This window comes from Chromobacterium sp. Rain0013, assembly GCF_015291765.1.
Taxonomy (GTDB): domain Bacteria; phylum Pseudomonadota; class Gammaproteobacteria; order Burkholderiales; family Chromobacteriaceae; genus Chromobacterium; species Chromobacterium haemolyticum.
Genome location: NZ_CP031514.1, coordinates 3347342 through 3365281 on the forward strand (window position 1 = coordinate 3347342; position 17940 = coordinate 3365281).

The following is a 17940-nucleotide window of genomic DNA, read 5'->3' on the forward strand; positions in this document are numbered from 1 at the left end:
TGGCTCTTGAGCGCGGGGGTATTCGCTCACTCCGCAGCCAGCAAGCGCCAGCGCTGATTCGCGCCGCCGTGACAGGCCCATTGAATCAGCTGCTGGCCGGCCTGGACCGAGCTGTTGGCGACATCCACGCATTTGCCAGCCTGCGCGCCCACCAGGCTATAACTTCCCGCGCCGTCCGCCTTCAGGCTGAAACGCTGATTGGCCAGACCGCTGCACGGCCACTGAATCAACTTGCCCCCGTCCTGCTTGGAGCCGCCCTCCACGTCCAGGCATTGCCGGGAATGCGCGGCCGTCAATTGATAGCCGTCCCCGTTGGCTGCCAACTGCCATACCTGGCTCTGACCAGTCGCCGTTTGCTGGACAACCGCCGTTCCGGAGGCCGCGCTATTACCCTTGACCGTCAGCCACAAGCCGCTGCTCAAGGACTGCAACCGGTAAGACTTGCCCAGCTGCGGCCCAACGGCGTTGCTGTCTATGACTTTGGCCGCGCGCGCGTCGCTGCGGTCCAACACGTCGGTCAGCGTCAAGCTCACCTGCAGCTTGGCCGGCGTCGTTGCTCCCGCCGGCAGCTTCAAGCTGGCCGTGCGGCGCTCGCCGGAGATTTCGCCGCCTTGGGCCAAGGTCTTGCCGCTGACCGCGTCTCCGACGCTGAGCTGGTATTTGAACTGCGGCGCCCCATAAGGGCTGGTTTGCCAGCTCACCGTCACCACGCGCGCGGCGGCGTCGTATGCGGCGTTCAGTTGATCGATCTTGGCAGGGTCCGCTTCCGGCGCGGCAGGGCGCCGGGCAGTGGAAATGAGCGGCGATTGAAACCCTGCTAGCGGCGCGCCCTGCTGCATCACGAAGCGCCCCAGCGCGGACACCGCATGCTGCTTGGCCTGCGCAGGCGTCAATTCTGTGACGGTGGGCGTGGCTCGGTTAATCGCCTGCCAGCCCTGCGTGCCGCGCGCCCATACATCGTAGTACTCGGCGGTGCGGGTCACCTCCTTGGCCTGACCGCTCCAGTTCTCGATGAAGCTGTTGGCGGACTGAGCCGCGAAATCGACATTGGCCACCGGGAAATCAAAAGTGGCGTGATGGGTCCAAACCCGCGTGGCCGCGTCCCGCGTCCACATGCCAAAGTAAGTGTGGCCGTTTTGCTGCCAGTTGCGCACCAAGGACGTCACCGGCTGGCCCAGCGTCCACTTGGTCTGCAAATCGAAATATTTCAGCCCCTCGCCCTCGCCGCCAAAGCGCTCCACCTTGGCGCCGGGCTTGGCATACACAGCGCGAATGGGCACGCCATGCACCGACACCGGGTCCCAAATCGAAAAGATATAGGCCGGCGCGCCGTTGTTGTGGCTCTGAATGCCGGTGTAGCCGCCCGCATCGCGGCCGCCGTTCCAGCCCAGTGTTTCGTAATACGTGTGCTGGTGGGTATTCAATACCTTCACCGTCATCATCAGGATGTCGGCGGAAACGTTGGGGTAATTGAGATGGGCGGAACCCGTGCCGGCCAGCGCCGACGCAACGGGAATACAGGACAGGACCAAGCCGGCGACGCCGCGGCTGAATGAGTACATGGCAACACCTCTATTCAATGAAGGGAAACCAAGGCCGGCCGCATACGACAACGGCCTGCCGCCAAAACACTTAATAAGTGAGTGAACGACAGGCCGCCCGGTTCCGCCTCCACGGCGGAATGGCACTATTTACACAAGCTCAACGCTGGATCAGATAGCGTATCGTCGGGCCGTCCTGCTGGATTTCCAGCACGGTGTAGCCATGGTTCTTGGCATCCAGCGGGATGTTGTTGATGGACTGCGGGCAATCGGTCACCACTTCCAGAATTTCTCCCGGCTGCAGCTGCGGCATCGCCTCCAGCGTGGCCACCGCCGGATAAGGGCAAGGCTCGCCCATCATGTCCAAACGGTAATTCGGGGTATAACTCTGCTTGCTCATGCCGCCTCCTTGCTGAATCTAGCCGCCTGCGCCTTATTGGCGAAGAAGCGCTTTTCCCACCACATTACCGCCAGCATCGCCAGCGCCAACATTCCGTAAGTCAACACCAGGCCGCCTTGCGGGCCAAACACCGCCAGCAGGTTCACCTTGGCGTAATCAGTCGCCACCGCCGGCGCAATATCGTCCCACCACGCCGCCAGCAAGGTGGCGCCGACGATATTGCCCAGCCCCACCCACCAGTAATGCACCTGGCCCTCCACCGCGCGATACATCCAGCCGGTTTCGCAGCCGCCGGCCAGAACGATGCCGAAGCCGAACAACACACCGCCTATCACCGCGTTGGGGCCTGCCCACAGGATCTTGGGCGGCACGCCCAACTGCACATAGCTGTACACGCCGATCACGCTCACCGCCATGCCGGCAATGATGGCCTTGGCCATCTGGGTGCGTCCGGTCAGCCACAGGTCGCGGAAGGCCGAGGTAAAGCACACCTGCGCGCGCTCGATGATCAAGCCGAAAGCCAGACCGAACAAGGCCGCCAGCCCCAGCTTGGGCATGGAGAAGGTGCGGGCCAGCGCCCACAGCGTGAAGGCGACGAAAATCAGCATGCCCAGGCGGAAGCGCCGCCGCGCCTGATCCTCGCGCTGCTGCAAGGGCTGCGGCGCGTTCACCTTCTGCAGCTTCACCGGAATGCGGAACACCGGCAGCATGGTCACGCGCGCGCCAAACCAGGAACCCGCCGCCGTGGCCAGCGCAAACAACCAGGCATGCAGGGAAAACTGCGGAATGCCAGTGAAGAAGGCCGCCAGATTGCAGCCCATGGCCAAGCGAGCGCCAAAACCGGCGATCAGGCCGCCCAACACCGCCTGCGCGATGCGGATACGATGATGCGGCATGCGCAGCTTGACGTTGTTGGCCCACAAGGCAGCGGACAAACAGCCGGCGAACATGCCGATGATCATCATGCCGTCCACTCGGTCCAGCGGCGTGCCTTCAAGATGGATCACCTTGAAATAACCCCAGGTTTCCGGATGAAAGCCAAACAACTGCAAGACGTGGCCGCCCCAACGCGTGAACTCCCCGGTCACCGCCCAGAAAGTGCCGGTAATGCCGAAATAATAAGCGGACAATACCCCAGCGGCGATCACCGCCGGGACCGGCGCCCAGAAGCGCACCAAGTATTGCGTCTTGAAATCCTGCCAAGTCATGGCTCAGGCGTCTCCCAATAAAAAAACCTGCTCGCAAGCAGGGTCAAAAGCACAAGGCTGGCATTGTAAAACAACACGCCGGCCTTTTCAGACGTGAATTGTCGCACCGGGCCGCCATCCGCGGCAAACCTTATATAGAACCGGCTCATGATTGGATACGCATCGACAACCCGTAAATGATTTCAATTAAAACCAAATTCCTTTGGCATCAAAGTCTTTGTGCCAAGCAGTAAAAACACATAGAATAAGCTCGCTTTTTAATAATAACTATCAACAGCTATCGCGTAAGCCACGATGCCGCCGCTACGGCGCCTGAACACTTACTCGCAAACCTTCGCCAGATAGAGCCCTGAACCCATGGACTTAAGCACCCTGCTCGCCAGCTTCGCCTCCGCCTTCAACCAAGACCAACGCCTGCTCACCCTCAGCCTGGGCGACGGCAGCGTGGCGGCCGAGCAACTACTGCCCCTGAGCCTGGCCGGCGAAGAAGGCGTGTCCCGGCCCTACGCCTACCTGCTCACCTGTCTGTCCCCGGACGGGGCCATCGAACTCAAGACCCTGCTCGGCCTGCCGGCCCGCATCGGCATCCTCGACGCCGCCGGCGCCGAGTCCTTGCGTTGTGGCGTGGTCTCCAAAGTGGAAAGCCTGGGCTCGGACGGCGGTTTCAGCCGCTATCAGCTCACCATCGAGCCGCCGTTCGCGCTGCTGCGTCATCGCGTCAGCTCGCGGGTGTTCCAGGACCTGACGGTGCCGGACATCGTCAAACAGATTCTGGCCGAGCATCAGCAGGCCAACCCGGTGTTCGCCCGGGTGCAGACGCTGGAATTCAAGACCGGCGCGGCGTCCCCGCGCAGCTACTGTCTGCAATACCGCGAATCAGATTACGACTTCATCGTGCGGCTGCTGCACGAAGAGGGCTATGCCTGGCGTTTCGATCACCTCGACGGTGACACTCCCCAGGTGCAACTGGTCGCCTTCGACGACCCCTACAGCCTGCCGCCGGCCAGTGTGGCGCGGGTGCGCTTCCACCGCAGCGACGCCACCGAGGCCGAAGACGGCCTGACCGAGTGGAACGCCCAGCGCCAGATCGTGCCCGGCGCGGTGGCGCTGGCCAGCTTCGACTACCAGCCGGTGCAAACTCAGCACAGCGGCGACGACAGCCGCATTGATCAAGGCCAGAACGGCAAGGCGCTGCAGTCTTCTTTGCACGACTACGACCCGCAATCGCTGTACTACGCCGGCGACGCCGACCAGCTCAGCCACTACGCCCAACTGCGCCAACAAGCGCATGACCTCAAGGCCAAGCAATTCAGCGGCGGCGGCAGCGTGCGCGGCCTGGCCGCCGGCCAATGGTTCCGCCTGGACGACCACCCGGCCCACGACGGCGACAGCAGCGAACAGCGCGAATTCGTCGTCACCCGCCAAACCCTGAGCGCGCGCAACAACCTGCCGGCGGACCTCAAAGCGCTGGCGGGAGAGAAAGACGCCCAACCCTTCCGCGCCGAGTTCGACGCCCAACGCCGCGGCGTGCCGCTGACCCCGGCCTACGCCCACACCGAGCTGGCCAAGCCCAAATCCCGCGGCGTGCAGACCGCCACCGTGGTGGGGCCGCAAGGAGAGGAAGTCCACACAGACCAGCACGGCCGCATCAAGGTGCAATTCCACTGGCAACGGCCGGACGAACACCCGAGCATCGGCGCCAACCTGGACGACACATCCTCCTGCTGGCTGCGCGTGGTCATGCCCAGCGCCGGCGCCGGCTGGGGCCACCAATTCATCCCGCGCATCGGCCAGGAAGTGCTGGTCGATTTCATCGAAGGCGACATCGACCGCCCGGTGATCACCGGCGTGCTCTACAACGGCAGCCACCCGCCGCCGGACTTCAGCGGCGCCGGCGCCTTGCCGGCCAACAAAACCCTGTCCGGCATCAAATCCAAAGAACACCAGGGCGGCCAGTACAACGAACTGCTGTTCGACGACACCCCCGGTGAAGTCAGAACCAAGCTATCGAGTGAACCGGGCAAAACCCAACTCAACCAGGGCTTCCTCACCCACCCGCGCAGCAACGGCAAGGCCGAGCCGCGCGGCGACGGCTTCGAACTCAGAACCGACCAGCACGGCGCCATCCGCGCCGGCCACGGCCTGCTGCTGAGCACCGAAGCGCAGAACGGCGCGTCCGGCAAACAGCTGGCGCGCGAACAGGCGCAAAGCCAGCTGGACGCGGCCCTGGCCCTGAGCCAAAGCCTGGGCGACACCGCCACTGGCCAGCAGGCCGACACCATGGAAACCGGGCCGGAAGGCATAGGCGACGACAATAAGCGGGAAGGCAAGCAGCTGATCGGTCATCTGCAGCATCAGCAAGCGGCGCTGAAAGCGTGGGAGGCGGAAACCAATACCGACAAAGAAGGTAAAACCGGCCAGGACATCTCCGGCCGCCAGCCCTTGCTCATCCTGTCCGCGCCGGCCGGCATCGCCAGCCTGAGCCAACAGAGCCACACCCTGGCCGCGGAAACCAATCTGGACCTGGTGGCGCAGCGGGACACCAACCAAACCAGCGGCCGGCGCTGGATTCACAACGTCGGCGACAAGATCAGCCTGTTTGTCACCGGCCTGCAAGACAAGATCGCGCTGAAGCTGATTGCCGCCAAGGGCAAAATTCAAATGCAGGCGCAAAGCGACACTATCGAAGTGACCGCGGACAAGGACGTGACCATCACCTCCTGCAAGGAACGCATCGTCATCACCGCCAAGGAGGAGATCCTGGTCACCGCCGGCGGCGGCTACATCCGGCTCAAGGGCGGCGATATTGAAGTGCACTGCCCCGGCACCGTGACGGTGAAAGGCGCCAGCCACAACCTCAGCGGCCCCACCAGCCTGAACGCGCCCTTGCCCAAATTCAACAAAGGCTGCGAGCAAGCGCTGGACAGCGCCGCCGCCACCCAATCCGCTACCGTGCGCCTGGGGTAAGCCATGCAAACATCCAATCAACACGCCGCCATTCTGCGGCAGTTGCAAGCCCGCCAGCAGGCCGGCGCGCAACTATTGCTGGCCTTGGACGCACCCAGCCGCCCGCTGGCGGGAGCCGAGGCCGAACTGGACGCTCAAGTCCGGCAGCAAGGCCTGCCCGTGCCGCTGAAACACACGCAACTGGACCCGGCGCGCCAGCCGGCCTGGCTGCCGCTGATCGCTGGCGCGCCGGCGCTGGCCGACAGCATCGCCCAGGCGCAGGCGGAAACCGAGCCGGACGCGCTGACGCAGGGGCAAGGCCGGCGCGTGGCCGGCTGGCTGGAAATCGCCGGCTCCGCCAAATTGGCAGCCGCCCATATCGGCCGGCAAATGATACGTCGCACGCCCAATGGCGAAACCCATCTCTTGCGCCTGCACGACCCGGCGGTAAGCTGGGCGCTGTGGCCGCTGTTGAACGCCGCGCAGCAGCGCGGCCTATTGGGCTCGGTCAGCCGCTGGTGGCTGTTGGACCCAGCCGGCGAACTCATTTGCCTGGAGCCGACGCAAACTGTCGCGGGCGCGCCGCGCCCGCTCTCGCGCTGGGAACCCGACCTGTGGGAAGACATCGCGCGCATCGGCCCGCTCAACCGCGCGCTGCTGGCCTGGCGCGAGCTAGCGCCGGAGTGCGACGACGGCAAGCTGGAAAGCGCGCGCCTGCACGCCTTCACCGCCTTGCGCCATGCCAGCGCGCTAGGCTTTGACGACGAGGAGGACTTGTCCCGCTTCGCCCTGCACGCCATCACCGTTCATCCCCGTTTCTATCTGCACCCCCGCGTGCAAGCGCTGCTGGCGGGGCGCGAGGCGGACGACTTCTACAGCGGGCTGACGGATTCGCTCAGCGAAACGGACTGGGCGGCCATCGCCGCCAGCGCCTGAGCGCAGCCAACATCACGCACCCCATATCCCGGACCACAGCCAATCATGAGCCAACTGTGTAAAGCCTGTCAGGCCAGCGGCCTGCCCATCATGCCGGTACGCTACGCGCCGGTGCCCAAAACGGTAAAAGCCACCCTGCCCGCCTGGGCCTGTGCCGACAAAGTCAAAGACATCGCGCTGGACGCGGACTTCCATTACGCGCTGCGCACCCTGCGCGCCGGCTTCGTCTACTTGTTTTATGCTAAGCACGCGCGTGGCTCCAATCTATGGGAATGCTATAGCGTCACCGAAGACGGCGTTCTGCTGAAACAGCCCTCGCCCAAGGCGGCGAAAGCGGCCGGGGAAAGCGTGGTTTGCAGCACCGCCGGCCACAGCAATAGCCGGCTGCACCACCTGATCATCGAACAGCCGGAAAAATGCGGCCCGACTTGGATCGCCTTCAGCGAATACAAATGGGGTGACCTGACACTGCAGCGCTACGCCCAGGACGCCAAGCTGCGCGCCGCCCGCATGCAGGCGATAGACCCCAAGGCCATGGCCACCGGCAGCTCCAACGCCCACGGCACCACCGCCAGCAAGGCCGCGATCGAAGCGGTGATGGAATACCACCCTGGCTACCAGCCCGCCCAACTGGCCTACAACCCCAAGACCGAAGCCTTCAGCAAGGAAGACGGCAGCTACGACAAGGCCCGGGTGGACAAAAACTATACACGCTACCCCATCCACGCGCGCCGCGGCAAGGCCGAGGAAAGCCTGCAATTCATGCAGGCGCGCGCCAAGAAAAGCGGCGGCAGCAATACCCCGCACATCCTGGCGTTGTGGGACGCCATCGGCACCGCCCAGGAGCTTAACGGCTATGTCAACGACAGCGCCGGCCTGGCATTGCTATTTGCCGAGGAACGCGGCTTCCAATTGCACACAATCCAGGCATTGGAAAACATCCGGCAATCACTGAGCGCCCAGGCCCAGGAAGGTCAGGAGAAATTCCAGGACGACATGATGCGGCGCGATACCTCCACCTGGTACAACCCGGCCGTTATGGCTCAGCGTCGCTCCGCCATCGCCAAACTGCAAGACCCGGTGCTGAAGCGCCAGCGCCTGGAAGTGTGCAACCTGCTAGACCAATGGGCTGGCTGGCAAATCCCGGCCTCTATCGCGCCCAACGAACTGGACGCCATCGATCTGCGCCGCGTCCCAGAACCGCAACGCAGCCAGCAGATTGCCGCGCTCAAAGCCAAGGTGGCCGCCTTCCGAAGCAAACGCGGCGAAAACTACGACAATAACATCGAACAAGCTGGCGACCGCAGCTGGCCCAAATATCGCAAGAAAATCGACCCGGACCGCCTGTCCAACTTCCAGAAATTCCAAAACGAGCTGGACACCGCCATCCGCGAGCGCCAGAACAAAACCGTGGGCGCCCTGCTGCGCTGGCTGCAAGCGCCCTTGTTCCTGGATACGCTGGAGGACTACCACGACGCCGATCCCAAGGACGGCATCGAGTTCGAAGCCGTCATCGGCCACGCCATCAGCGGCATCAACGTCACCATCAGCGGGCAGGCCAAACTGGAAGCCTGGGCCAAGGACGTGGCGATAGCGCGCAACAATGTGCTTTATCGCGCTCTGGCGCTCAATCAGAAGAAAATAGCAACCGAGCTGAAAACCGCGCTGAAGGACGCCAAGCAGAACCAGGACACGCCGTATAGCGACGCGGCGGTGCACACCATAGAAACCACCAAGAACTATTTCCAGAAGCTGCTGGACATGTACAAGGAAAATGCCGCCTTGTACGAGAACAACCTTGAAGCCCGCAGCCCCCAAGGCAAAACCGCCTTCGGGGTCAGCCTCCTCACCGCGCGCACCGGGCAGATAGACCACGTAATCGTTACCGCCGGCAACTCCATCATCAAGGCCTTCGCTCCAGCCGCCGGCCGCGCCGGCGCAGCCCTAAAACTGGACAAGGCCGAGATCTATCTGGGCGAAAAGCTGCTGCAAATGGTGTTGGCTTGCCGCGCGCTGGTCAGCACCGCCGACATCAAGGCCTTGGTGGCCGCCGAGTATGCGGATTTCCGCCAACGCGCAGACCTCAACAGGAAAAAAGAGCCAAGCCAACGCACCAAGAACAAACGCTTGCAAAAAGCATTGCGCAAAGAGGCTGAATACCGCCGGACTCAGGGGGCCAAACTGCAGCAGGCCTACAATAAGCTGCGGGTGGAGAAGCCCAAAGACCATCTGTCCGTGGTCAAGGACGCCCGCCTGACTCTGCTCGTGATGATGATAGAAGGGGTCTACCTGGGACGTTTGTTGCTGCAAAACGAGAAGGACGGCGCTGTCTACGCCAGCCTGGCCGCCTCTGGCCTGGCCTTGACGGCCCAGGCCATCGATATCATGAGCCTGCCCCTGAGCAAGGTCATGCAGGGCGGCGAGCAAGCCCGCAGCATACAGCGCCTAAAACTGATGGGCGGTTTGTTGATGGCTGCAGCGAATGGAATCGGAGTCATTCAAGATGCACAGGGAGCAGAAAGCGCCTACAAGAAGGGACAAAATTCAATAGCCTATCTTTACACATTTAAGGCATTTATTGGATTTGCCGGACTAAGCGTATCTGCCCTATCAACATTCACCTATGCAGCGCCTATAGTTATGCGAGTAAGCAGCAATGTTGCGATTGCAGAAACTTCTGCAATCATTGGAGCACGGGCTACCGCAATACTGGCGAGCCGCATCATCTTCATGACTGTAGGAAGTTGGATCACATTAACTGTTTTTGTTGTACAAGGTATCATTTGGGCATTAGAGGAGGATGATCTACAGATATGGATCAGCCAAACACCATTTGGTGTTGATCACAAAAATCCCAAAGCACCAAACAATATTACCAACCTAACTCAGTCTTTGGACAAAATCCTCACCAAGCCAAAGACAGCTGAACAAGTTTAGGATAAATCATCATGCTTGTAGATAGCACTATCAACCACAACCCAGACACTGGGCTAAGTAAAATCAGCGGAAAAATTTCCCACTACAGAAAAACCAGAGACCTAGCCAACTTCTTTTTTACCGACCATGATCGCAGCATCATGGGTTTAGCCGCCATAGCAGGGGCTCTAGCTGGCGCAGCTGGCATGGCGGCAAACACGGCTAGAGATGCAGCAAATCTACGCGAAGAGGCTGACTATGTTGAAATGAACGTTGATGGCCAGCTGGCGAAAGGCTGGGTCTGGTTTAGCCCCTTTCAAGCAGGAGATGAAGTAGAAGTCATTGGAACACAACAGGAGGGTTATTTTGAAATTATCGCCATCTTAAGGCCAAAAGATCGGATCATTGCACTCTACCCCCATTGTTCCAGAGGGAAAAATTCACATATAAAAAATATTATAAAATGGTGGGCGCTCTCTGTATCTTTTATGTTATGGATCGCATTCCCGGCCTTCCTCTTTATTGTCGACCTCTTTATCTCATCTGAGCTGTTTAAATCGCTCATCAACTTTAATTACATATACATCGGCATTGCTTCCTATGCATTATTTGGGATATATTCATTTGTGACTGGAAAAAAATTCATGATGTTTGTCAAAGCCGCAACACAAGTTTTTAAAACAATGAAACTTCCAGACCCCGATAACACGGACTTACCCAAGCTCACTAAACGTAAACCAGGTGATCCTGGCGCATTCGGCGTGATGTATTTCAACTACTAAGCCCCAGATATGGCTGCGTCATCACCCAACAGCTTAGCGCCCCTTACCTCCTCTACAGAGCTAGGCAAAATCCGCGGTAAAATTTCCCGCTACAAAAAAACGCGAGAGATGGCCAACTTCTTCTTCACCGACCGCGACCGCAACATCATGAGCCTGTCAGCCATTGCAGGAGCCTTGGCAGGAGCTGCTGGCATCGCGGCCAATACCGCCAGGGATGCAACCAACTTACGCGAGCAGGCCGACTACGTTGAGATGGAAGTTAATGGGCACCCCGCAAAAGGCTGGGTATGGTTTAGCCCATTTAAAAATGGAGATGAAGTAGAACTAATCGGTACATTCCAAGAGGGCTACTTTGAAATCATCGCCATTGCGAGACCTCAAGACTGCACCATTGCCTTATACCCACATTGCTCTCGCGGCAAAAAATCTCACATCACCACCATCAACAAGTGGTGGTTTCTAGCAACAACTTTCTTGGCGACCATATTTATCCCGATATTATTTACAATATTTGATCTTATCGGGGGAAAGAGAAACTGTTCTCTTTTTTTGGAGCAGAGTATTTGTATGCGACTATATTTATGTATTATCTATTCCTAGGAACATACTCGCTCGTCACTGGAAGAAAATTTATGATGTACGTGCACGCGGCCACGCAGGTTTTTAAAGCATTAGGATTGCCAGACCCCGACAATATCGACCTCCCCAAACGCACAAAGCGCAAACCAGGTGACCCTGGTGCATTTGGCGTAATGTATTTCAACTACTGAACCCAATCTAGACGGGCATGACGTCCATTACTCCCTCACAACCATGGAATATACCGGCTTATATCAAAAATACGCCATCAACCGCCCCTTGACCCGTTTAGAGCTTGAGCACGCTCTGAACATCCACCAAAAACTGGATTTACCACTGGCTTATCAGTTGGCCGTAATCAGGATCAACAGCACTTATCTAGAACTGGTGGACAAGTATTTCCGCTGGAAGGGCGTGATGAGTAGCGTGCTGCTGGCCATCTTCTACATCGTTCCCATAGGCTGCGCTACTATCGCGCTGGATTTCATCCTGATTGCCAGCGGCGCCAGTACCAGTCCCTATTATTCCCAGCAACAAGCCTGGACCCAGGCGGTGTTGCTGCTGCTGTTTGGCCCCGGCTTGATAGGCAGCATCTTGATCTGGCTGTTAAGAAAAGAGGCCTTCGCGCTGACCCACTACCCGATCCGTCTAAACAGGAAATCCAGGAAAATATTCGCGTTCCAACCCGGAGGAAAGATCGTGGAGTTTGACTGGGACCACAGTTTTTTTGCCTGGGTCTGGGCAAAAGCAATACCTGGGAGATTCAGGCCCACAAGCTGGATGCGGAAGGCAAGGTGTCCGCCACTTTCGCCTTCTCAGAGTTGGCGGTAGGGGCGAAAGACCGGGAGCTGCTGAAACAGCATTGGGAGTTCATCCGCCGCTATATGGAGGATGGCCCCGCCAGCGTCATCCAGGAAGTCAAAGCTTGCCTGCCGATTGCTAAGCAAAGAGAAGCATTTTGGTTTGGTGTGCAGCGCAATGATTTTTATGTAAACACCATGCCCTTGTCGGTGAGGCTGGCGTTTTTATTGATTTATATAGCTACCTATCCTGATAGATGGCTTGCAATGCGAACAAGTAACATCCCTGTCTGGCCCGAGAGTGTGGAAAAGCAATGCCTAGTCCCCCCTGACGACCCCTATTATCGCGATGCCTCAATGAACCCATGAACCTATACAATCTTTTAAACATTAATGGCTAAACAAAAAAACATAAGGCCATCGCCAAACGCGCCTTCCAAGGCGGCAATATTTTTTTCATGGCTGATGGTTCCCTCTGCTCTGGCCATGACCTATAAGGCGAGTCATTCAAACGTCAAAACCTCATGGACCATAGCCTCAGTCTACCTCGCCATCGCCATAGTTCTCACAGGAGTTAATCTCTGGGTCATGAAGGCTCAGAAAAAAACCATTGTCGCCAGAGCTATTTCCTTCGTTACACTCGCTCTATCAGCGCTGCTTTTTCCCAGCATTTTCATTATTTCCGCCTACTACATTGGCAGACCCTCCCTGTCCGCCATGGCTTGCTGGTTTTTGTTTTTACTCATTCCCATTAATAGCCTTAAGATCCACATTCAAAAGTTTAACGAAGCCGTCATACTGACCACCAGCGAGTTTTCTAAAAAGGGGGCGCGTCTATTTTTCTCATTGTCAACACCATTACTGATCGCAAAGCCTTTTTTATCAATAAGCTAAGCCAGAGCGGGCCAAGTATCGCGATGCAGCTTATATTTTTTGTCTCGATACTATCCGGGTTTTTATTAAGAAACTATCACCCTACCGCTTCCTCACATCTTGTTGCATTAGGGATGTCTTTTGCCTCCGCCCTGATTATGGAAGGCTTATTCGCCGCCTTGTTTTACTGCGTAGTGTTCATTTCCGCTCAGAATAAGCTCGCTTGCCGCATACCCCCACTTTTTCATTCCCCCAAACAAGAAAAACAGCTACTCAAGAACGTGGCCCTGGCTCACTTCAAGATGAGGCCCTGAACAGGCTTCAAGGCCGCCCGTCATCTCATCGTCACCATTCCGTCATTCGCCGCGCCTAAGCTGAGTTGTATTCCATCATGTCGGCCGCGCGCCATGAACCACACCATTACCCAGCAGCAATACGGCTCGGACCAGGCCGGGCTGATCTGCGGCTTTCGTTTTCATCCGGATTGCGCCGGCGAAGAGATCGATTCCGCTCAGGCGCAAGCCTGGCTGCGCGCGCCGCCGGACGGCGACGCCTTTCTATGGCTGCATTTCAATCTGGCCAATGCCGCCAGCGAGCGCTGGCTGCGCGCGGCCTTGCCGCTGCAGGAGGATTTCTTCGAGGCCTTGCGCGGCGGTTCCAACTCTACCCGCATCGAGTTGCTGGATCTGGCCTTGCTGGCGGTGATCAACGATGTGGCCTTCAGCTTTGGTCTAGCCTCGTCGGACATCGCCACCCTGTGGGCGCATGCGCAGCCGCGGGTGCTGATCACCGCCCGCGTCAAACCGCTGCATTCGGTGGACCGGCTGCGCGCGGCGGTGCGCGGCGGCGCGGTTTTCCGTTCGCCGGCGGCCTTGCTGGTGCATTTGCTGCAGAACCAGGCGGATGCGCTGGCGGGCATCGTGCGGACCAGCGGCGCGCAAGTGGATGTGCTGGAGGACCGGCTGCTGGCGCAAAGGCTGGACGATCAGCGCGCGCAGTTGGCGGCGATGCGCCGCTCGCTGGTGCGCTTGCAGCGCCTGCTGGCGCCGGAGCCCAGCGCGCTGTTCCGCCTGCTGAACCGGCCGCCGGCCTGGCTGGACGCCGCCGATGCGCAGGCGCTGCGCCAGTCGTCGGAGGAGTTCGCGCTGACGCTGAACGACCTGTCAGCGCTGGTGGAGCGCATCAAGCTCTTGCAGGAAGAGCTGGCCGCGCGCCTGAACGAGCAAAGCAACCGCACCCTGTTCACGCTGACCTTGGTGACGGTGCTGGCGCTCCCCATCAATATCGTCGCCGGCTTCTTTGGCATGAATGTGGGCGGCGTGCCCTTGGCCAATCACCCGCACGGTTTCTGGGTGCTGGTGCTGCTGGTGGCCAGTTTCAGCCTGCTGGCCGGCTGGTGGGCGTTCCGCCGTCAGCGCGGCGTGTAGGCTTCGCGGCCGCGGTTCCGTCCGGCGGCGCGAACAGCCGCTGGCATAGAAAATCGACAAAGACGCGCAGCTTGGGCGACAGCTGGCGGCTGGATGGCCATACCACGTGAAACAGGCCGGTCTGGTTCAGGTAAGGCGCCAATACGGTTTGCAGCCGGCCGGCGGCCAGCGCGTCGCGCACGATGAAATCCGGCAGGTAAGCCAGGCCCTGGTCCTGGCTGGCGGCGCAGATCAGCGCCTCGATATTGTTGCAGCTCATGGCACTGCTGGGCGGCCAGTCCTGACCGGACGGCGTGCCGTCCAGCGCCCAGGTTTGCAGCTTGCCGGTACTGGGAAAGCGGTAGCGCAGGCAGGCGTGCTGTGCCAGCTCCTCCGGGCTTTGCGGCGTGCCGCGCTCACGCAGATAGCCAGGCGAGCCCACCACCAGCAGGCGGAACGGTCCCAGCGGCCGCGCCATCAGCCGGGAATCCGCCAGCGGACCGCTGCGCACCACCGCGTCCCAGCCCTCTTCTATCACGTCCACCATGCGGTCCGAAAAGTCCAGATCCAGCTCCACTTCCGGATAGCGCTGCATGAAGTCCGGCAAGATGGGCAGCAGCATCCGATAGCCTATCACCGGCAGGCTGACCCGCAGCTTGCCGCGCGGCGTGGCGCGGCTTTGCGCCAATTCGGCCTCGGCGTCGTCAATGTCGTCCAGAATGCGGCGGCAGCGTTCGTAGAACAGCTCGCCCTCCGCCGTCAGCCGCACGTGGCGGGTGCTGCGCTGGAACAGCCGCACGCCCAGCTTCTCTTCCAACCGCGCCACGCTCTTGCCCACGGCGGACGAGGACACCCCCAGCGCGCGGCCGGCGCCGACGAAGCTTTGCGCCTCGGCGGCGCGCACAAAGGCGGCCAAGCCGCTCAAACTATCCATGAAACGCCCTTATTGCGGAGTTTTTGTCCGCCTAGTTTGGACGAATAGCCTATTTTTCGTCAATTGCCGCCAAATTATCATGTTTTCGCCCAATGACCATCCGTATCCGCCCGCAAGCAGCGCGCGGGCGCTTGTCCCACTCTTTGAAAAGGCGAACTCATGCAGCTTTCCAAACCGGCGCCCTCCCAAGGCGCCCATCTTCTAACCCTGGCCGCCGTATGCCTAGCCGCCTTGACCATGCCGCTCAGCTTCACCGGCCCGGCGCTGGCGCTGACGGCGATAGGCCGTGAGCTGGGCGGCGACGCGCTGGCGCTAACCTGGGTCACCAACGCGTTCATGCTCACCTTCGGCGGCAGCCTGATGGCGGCCGGCGCGCTGGCCGATCAATACGGCCGCAAGCGGGTGTTTCTGCTGGGCGTCGGTTTGTTCTCGCTGTCCTCGCTGGGCTTGTTCCTGGTGGGCAGCCTGCTATGGCTGGATATATGGCGCGCGGTCCAGGGCCTGGGCGCGGCGCTGTCCTTCGCCAGCGGACTGGCGGCGCTGGCGCAAAGCTTCGCCGGCGCGGCGCGCACGCGCGCCTTCAGCCTGATAGGCACCACCTTCGGCATCGGCCTGGCCTTCGGCCCTTTGCTGTGCGGTCTTCTGATTCAGGCCTTGGGCTGGCGCGCGATTTTCGCGCTGGCCGGCTTGGTGGGGCTGCTCGCCTTGGGGCTGGCCGCTTATTGCATGCGTGAATCGCGCGATCCGCAGGCCACTGGCCTGGATTGGCCGGGCGCGCTCAGCTTCACGCTGGCGCTGAGCCTGCTGACTTACGGCGCGCTGGCCGCGCCGGAGCGGGGCTGGAACAGCCCGCTGGTGATTGGCCTGCTGCTGGGGTCCGCGGCGGCGTTCTGGCTATTCGTGACGCTGGAGCGCCGCGCGGCGCGCCCGATGCTGGACCTGAGCCTGTTCCGTTACCCGCGCTTCGTTGGCGTCCAATGCCTGGCCGCCGCGCCGGCTTACGCCTTTGTGGTGTTGCTGGTGCTGTTGCCGCTGCGTCTGGTGGCCGCGGAGGGCGTTAGCGAGGCGGAGGCCGGCCGGGTGATGCTGGCCTTGTCCGCGCCCATGCTGGCGCTGCCGTTGTGCGCGGCCTGGCTGACGCGCTGGTTTTCTGCTGCGGCTTTGTCCGCCGGCGGCTTGCTGCTGTGCGCGCTGGGGTTGTGGTGGCTGAGCCGTTACCCGCAACTGTCCGCGTTGCAGCAGACGCTGTGGCCCTTGGTGCTGATAGGCGTGGGCATCAGTCTGCCCTGGGGCCTGATGGATGGCCTGGCTGTCAGCGTGGTGCCCAAGGAGCGCGCCGGCATGGCCGCCGGGATTTTCAGCACCACGCGGGTGGCGGGCGAAGGCATTGCGCTGGCCCTGGTGGGCGCGCTGCTGGCGGCGCTGCTGCAACAGCGGCTGGCCGCTGTGTCCACGGTGGAGCCGCAGACTCTGGCCGCGGCCGCCAGCCAGGGCGCCTTGGGCAAACTGTCCGCCACCGGCAAGCTGTTGCCCGGCCTGTCGCCGGAAACCTTAAGCCAGAGCTACGCCGCCGCTTTCCAGCGGCTGTTGACGGTGCTGTCCGGCCTCACCGTGCTCAGCGCATTGGTGGTGGCGCTGTTCCTGCGCGGCGCCGGCCAGGCGCAAGCGGAGCAGACGGCCACGGATCCGGCGCTGGATTCCGCCGGCTCTTGAGCGCGGGCGCCGGTTTGCTCGCCCATGAACCGGCGCTCAGAACGTGTTTACGATCTCGCGAGCCAAGGCGAGACAAGGCGAAAATGGCTGAAGAAGCGGAGTGTGCAAGTGGCGCATGAGCATTCTGAAACGGTACTCCCCGTGCCACGTCTCACAACGCTCAGCGGTTCGTAAACAGGTTCTCAGGCCATTTCATTGACAATGGCGATGGAAAACCCGTCCCAACCCTTGACGCCTACCGTCTGCAGCGCGGTTGCGGTCAGCCGCGGCTCGGCGCCCATGTCTTCCAGGAAACGGCGTACGCCGCGCACGCTGGGGTCCTGGCTGACCACATTGGCCACCGCGCCGCCGCGCGCCACATTGTCGCCGACGATGGCGGCGCCGGGCCGCGCCAGCCTCAAGGCCCACTCCAGATAAGCCGGATTATTGGGCTTGTCGGCGTCGATGAAGATCAGGTCGAAGGGTTCGCCCCCGGCCAGCAGCGGCAGGCTGTCCAGCGCCGGCCCTTCGCGCAGCTCAACCTTCTCCGCCACGCCGGCGGCGGTCAGATTAGCCCGCGCCGTGTCCGCATGCGCGGGATTGGCTTCCAGCGTCACCACCCTACCGCCGGGCGGCAGCGCACGCGCCAGCCAGATGGTGCTATAGCCGCCCAGGGTGCCAATCTCCAGCACCCGCTTCGCCTGCATCAAACGCGCCAGGATGTGCAGAAAGCGCCCTTGCAGCGGCGACACGTCCTGCGCCGGCAGGCCGGCGGCGGCGTTGGCCGACAAGGCGCTGTTCAAGGCGCTGTCCTCTACCTGCAGCGCCGCGGTGTAATAGCGGTCCAGGCCGCTCCATTCTGCTTGCATCGGCTTCTCCTCTCGCAGCCGCCCTGGGCGATGGCCCGTCTTGGCCGCGCATGGTTGA

15 protein-coding genes are annotated in these 17940 nt (G+C 60.9%); 10 read left to right on the plus strand and 5 right to left on the minus strand.

What is annotated here, in order from left to right:
* Positions 1 to 26 precede the first annotated feature (26 nt).
* The 3 genes from DXT74_RS15430 to yedE form a co-directional block, all read right to left on the minus strand.
* Complete coding sequence (locus tag DXT74_RS15430; protein WP_194426407.1) at positions 27 to 1562, minus strand: RICIN domain-containing protein; 1536 nt, start codon at positions 1560 to 1562, stop codon at positions 27 to 29.
* A gap of 139 nt (positions 1563 to 1701) precedes the next feature.
* Positions 1702 to 1941, minus strand: a complete 240-nt coding sequence (gene yedF / locus DXT74_RS15435) for a sulfurtransferase-like selenium metabolism protein YedF (protein ID WP_019100738.1) — start codon at positions 1939 to 1941, stop codon at positions 1702 to 1704.
* Positions 1938 to 3149: a selenium metabolism membrane protein YedE/FdhT gene (gene yedE, locus DXT74_RS15440; protein ID WP_043641423.1), complete on the minus strand. Its 1212-nt coding sequence runs from the start codon at positions 3147 to 3149 to the stop codon at positions 1938 to 1940. Before yedE ends, yedF begins: the two co-directional genes overlap by 4 nt.
* 357 nt (positions 3150 to 3506) lie before the next feature.
* Between yedE and DXT74_RS15445 the strand changes: the two genes are divergently transcribed.
* The 9 genes from DXT74_RS15445 to DXT74_RS15485 all read left to right on the plus strand — a co-directional run bounded on the left by DXT74_RS15445 (position 3507) and on the right by DXT74_RS15485 (position 14408).
* Positions 3507 to 6116, plus strand: coding sequence for a type VI secretion system Vgr family protein (locus DXT74_RS15445; RefSeq protein WP_194426408.1), 2610 nt, complete (start codon positions 3507 to 3509; stop codon positions 6114 to 6116).
* 3 nt (positions 6117 to 6119) lie between these two features.
* Positions 6120 to 7031: a DUF4123 domain-containing protein gene (locus DXT74_RS15450; RefSeq protein WP_194426409.1), complete on the plus strand. Its 912-nt coding sequence runs from the start codon at positions 6120 to 6122 to the stop codon at positions 7029 to 7031.
* A gap of 45 nt (positions 7032 to 7076) precedes the next feature.
* Entirely contained in the window at positions 7077 to 9968 is a 2892-nt protein-coding gene (locus DXT74_RS15455) for a T6SS effector BTH_I2691 family protein (RefSeq protein ID WP_194426410.1), read from the plus strand.
* Positions 9969 to 9979: 11 nt separating this feature from the next.
* Positions 9980 to 10729 carry a putative type VI secretion system effector gene (locus DXT74_RS15460; RefSeq protein WP_194426411.1) on the plus strand — a complete coding sequence of 250 codons (750 nt, stop codon included), beginning with the start codon at positions 9980 to 9982 and terminating at the stop codon, positions 10727 to 10729.
* Between the two features lie 9 nt (positions 10730 to 10738).
* Positions 10739 to 11329 carry a putative type VI secretion system effector gene (locus tag DXT74_RS15465; protein WP_317647089.1) on the plus strand — a complete coding sequence of 197 codons (591 nt, stop codon included), beginning with the start codon at positions 10739 to 10741 and terminating at the stop codon, positions 11327 to 11329.
* Between the two features lie 213 nt (positions 11330 to 11542).
* On the plus strand, positions 11543 to 12139 hold the full coding sequence (locus DXT74_RS15470; protein WP_194426413.1) for a DUF6708 domain-containing protein: 597 nt from the start codon (positions 11543 to 11545) through the stop codon (positions 12137 to 12139).
* A complete protein-coding gene (locus DXT74_RS15475; RefSeq protein WP_194426414.1) occupies positions 12103 to 12477 on the plus strand; it encodes a DUF6708 domain-containing protein in 375 nt (124 codons plus the stop codon). The genes DXT74_RS15470 and DXT74_RS15475 overlap by 37 nt, the downstream gene beginning before the upstream one ends.
* A 24-nt stretch (positions 12478 to 12501) precedes the next feature.
* Entirely contained in the window at positions 12502 to 13002 is a 501-nt protein-coding gene (locus tag DXT74_RS15480) for a hypothetical protein (RefSeq protein WP_194426415.1), read from the plus strand.
* A gap of 386 nt (positions 13003 to 13388) precedes the next feature.
* The gene (locus DXT74_RS15485; RefSeq protein WP_194426416.1) at positions 13389 to 14408 is read left to right on the plus strand and encodes a transporter; all 1020 of its coding nucleotides are present in this window, start codon (positions 13389 to 13391) and stop codon (positions 14406 to 14408) included.
* On the opposite strand, the gene DXT74_RS15490 is transcribed toward DXT74_RS15485, so the two are convergent.
* A complete protein-coding gene (locus DXT74_RS15490; protein ID WP_194426417.1) occupies positions 14359 to 15321 on the minus strand; it encodes a LysR family transcriptional regulator in 963 nt (320 codons plus the stop codon). The two genes, DXT74_RS15485 and DXT74_RS15490, sit on opposite strands and share 50 nt — an antisense overlap.
* 159 nt (positions 15322 to 15480) lie before the next feature.
* Between DXT74_RS15490 and DXT74_RS15495 the strand changes: the two genes are divergently transcribed.
* Positions 15481 to 17034 carry an MFS transporter gene (locus DXT74_RS15495; protein ID WP_194426418.1) on the plus strand — a complete coding sequence of 518 codons (1554 nt, stop codon included), beginning with the start codon at positions 15481 to 15483 and terminating at the stop codon, positions 17032 to 17034.
* A gap of 182 nt (positions 17035 to 17216) precedes the next feature.
* On the opposite strand, the gene DXT74_RS15500 is transcribed toward DXT74_RS15495, so the two are convergent.
* Positions 17217 to 17882: an O-methyltransferase gene (locus DXT74_RS15500; protein ID WP_194426419.1), complete on the minus strand. Its 666-nt coding sequence runs from the start codon at positions 17880 to 17882 to the stop codon at positions 17217 to 17219.
* Between the last annotated feature and the right edge of the window lie 58 nt (positions 17883 to 17940).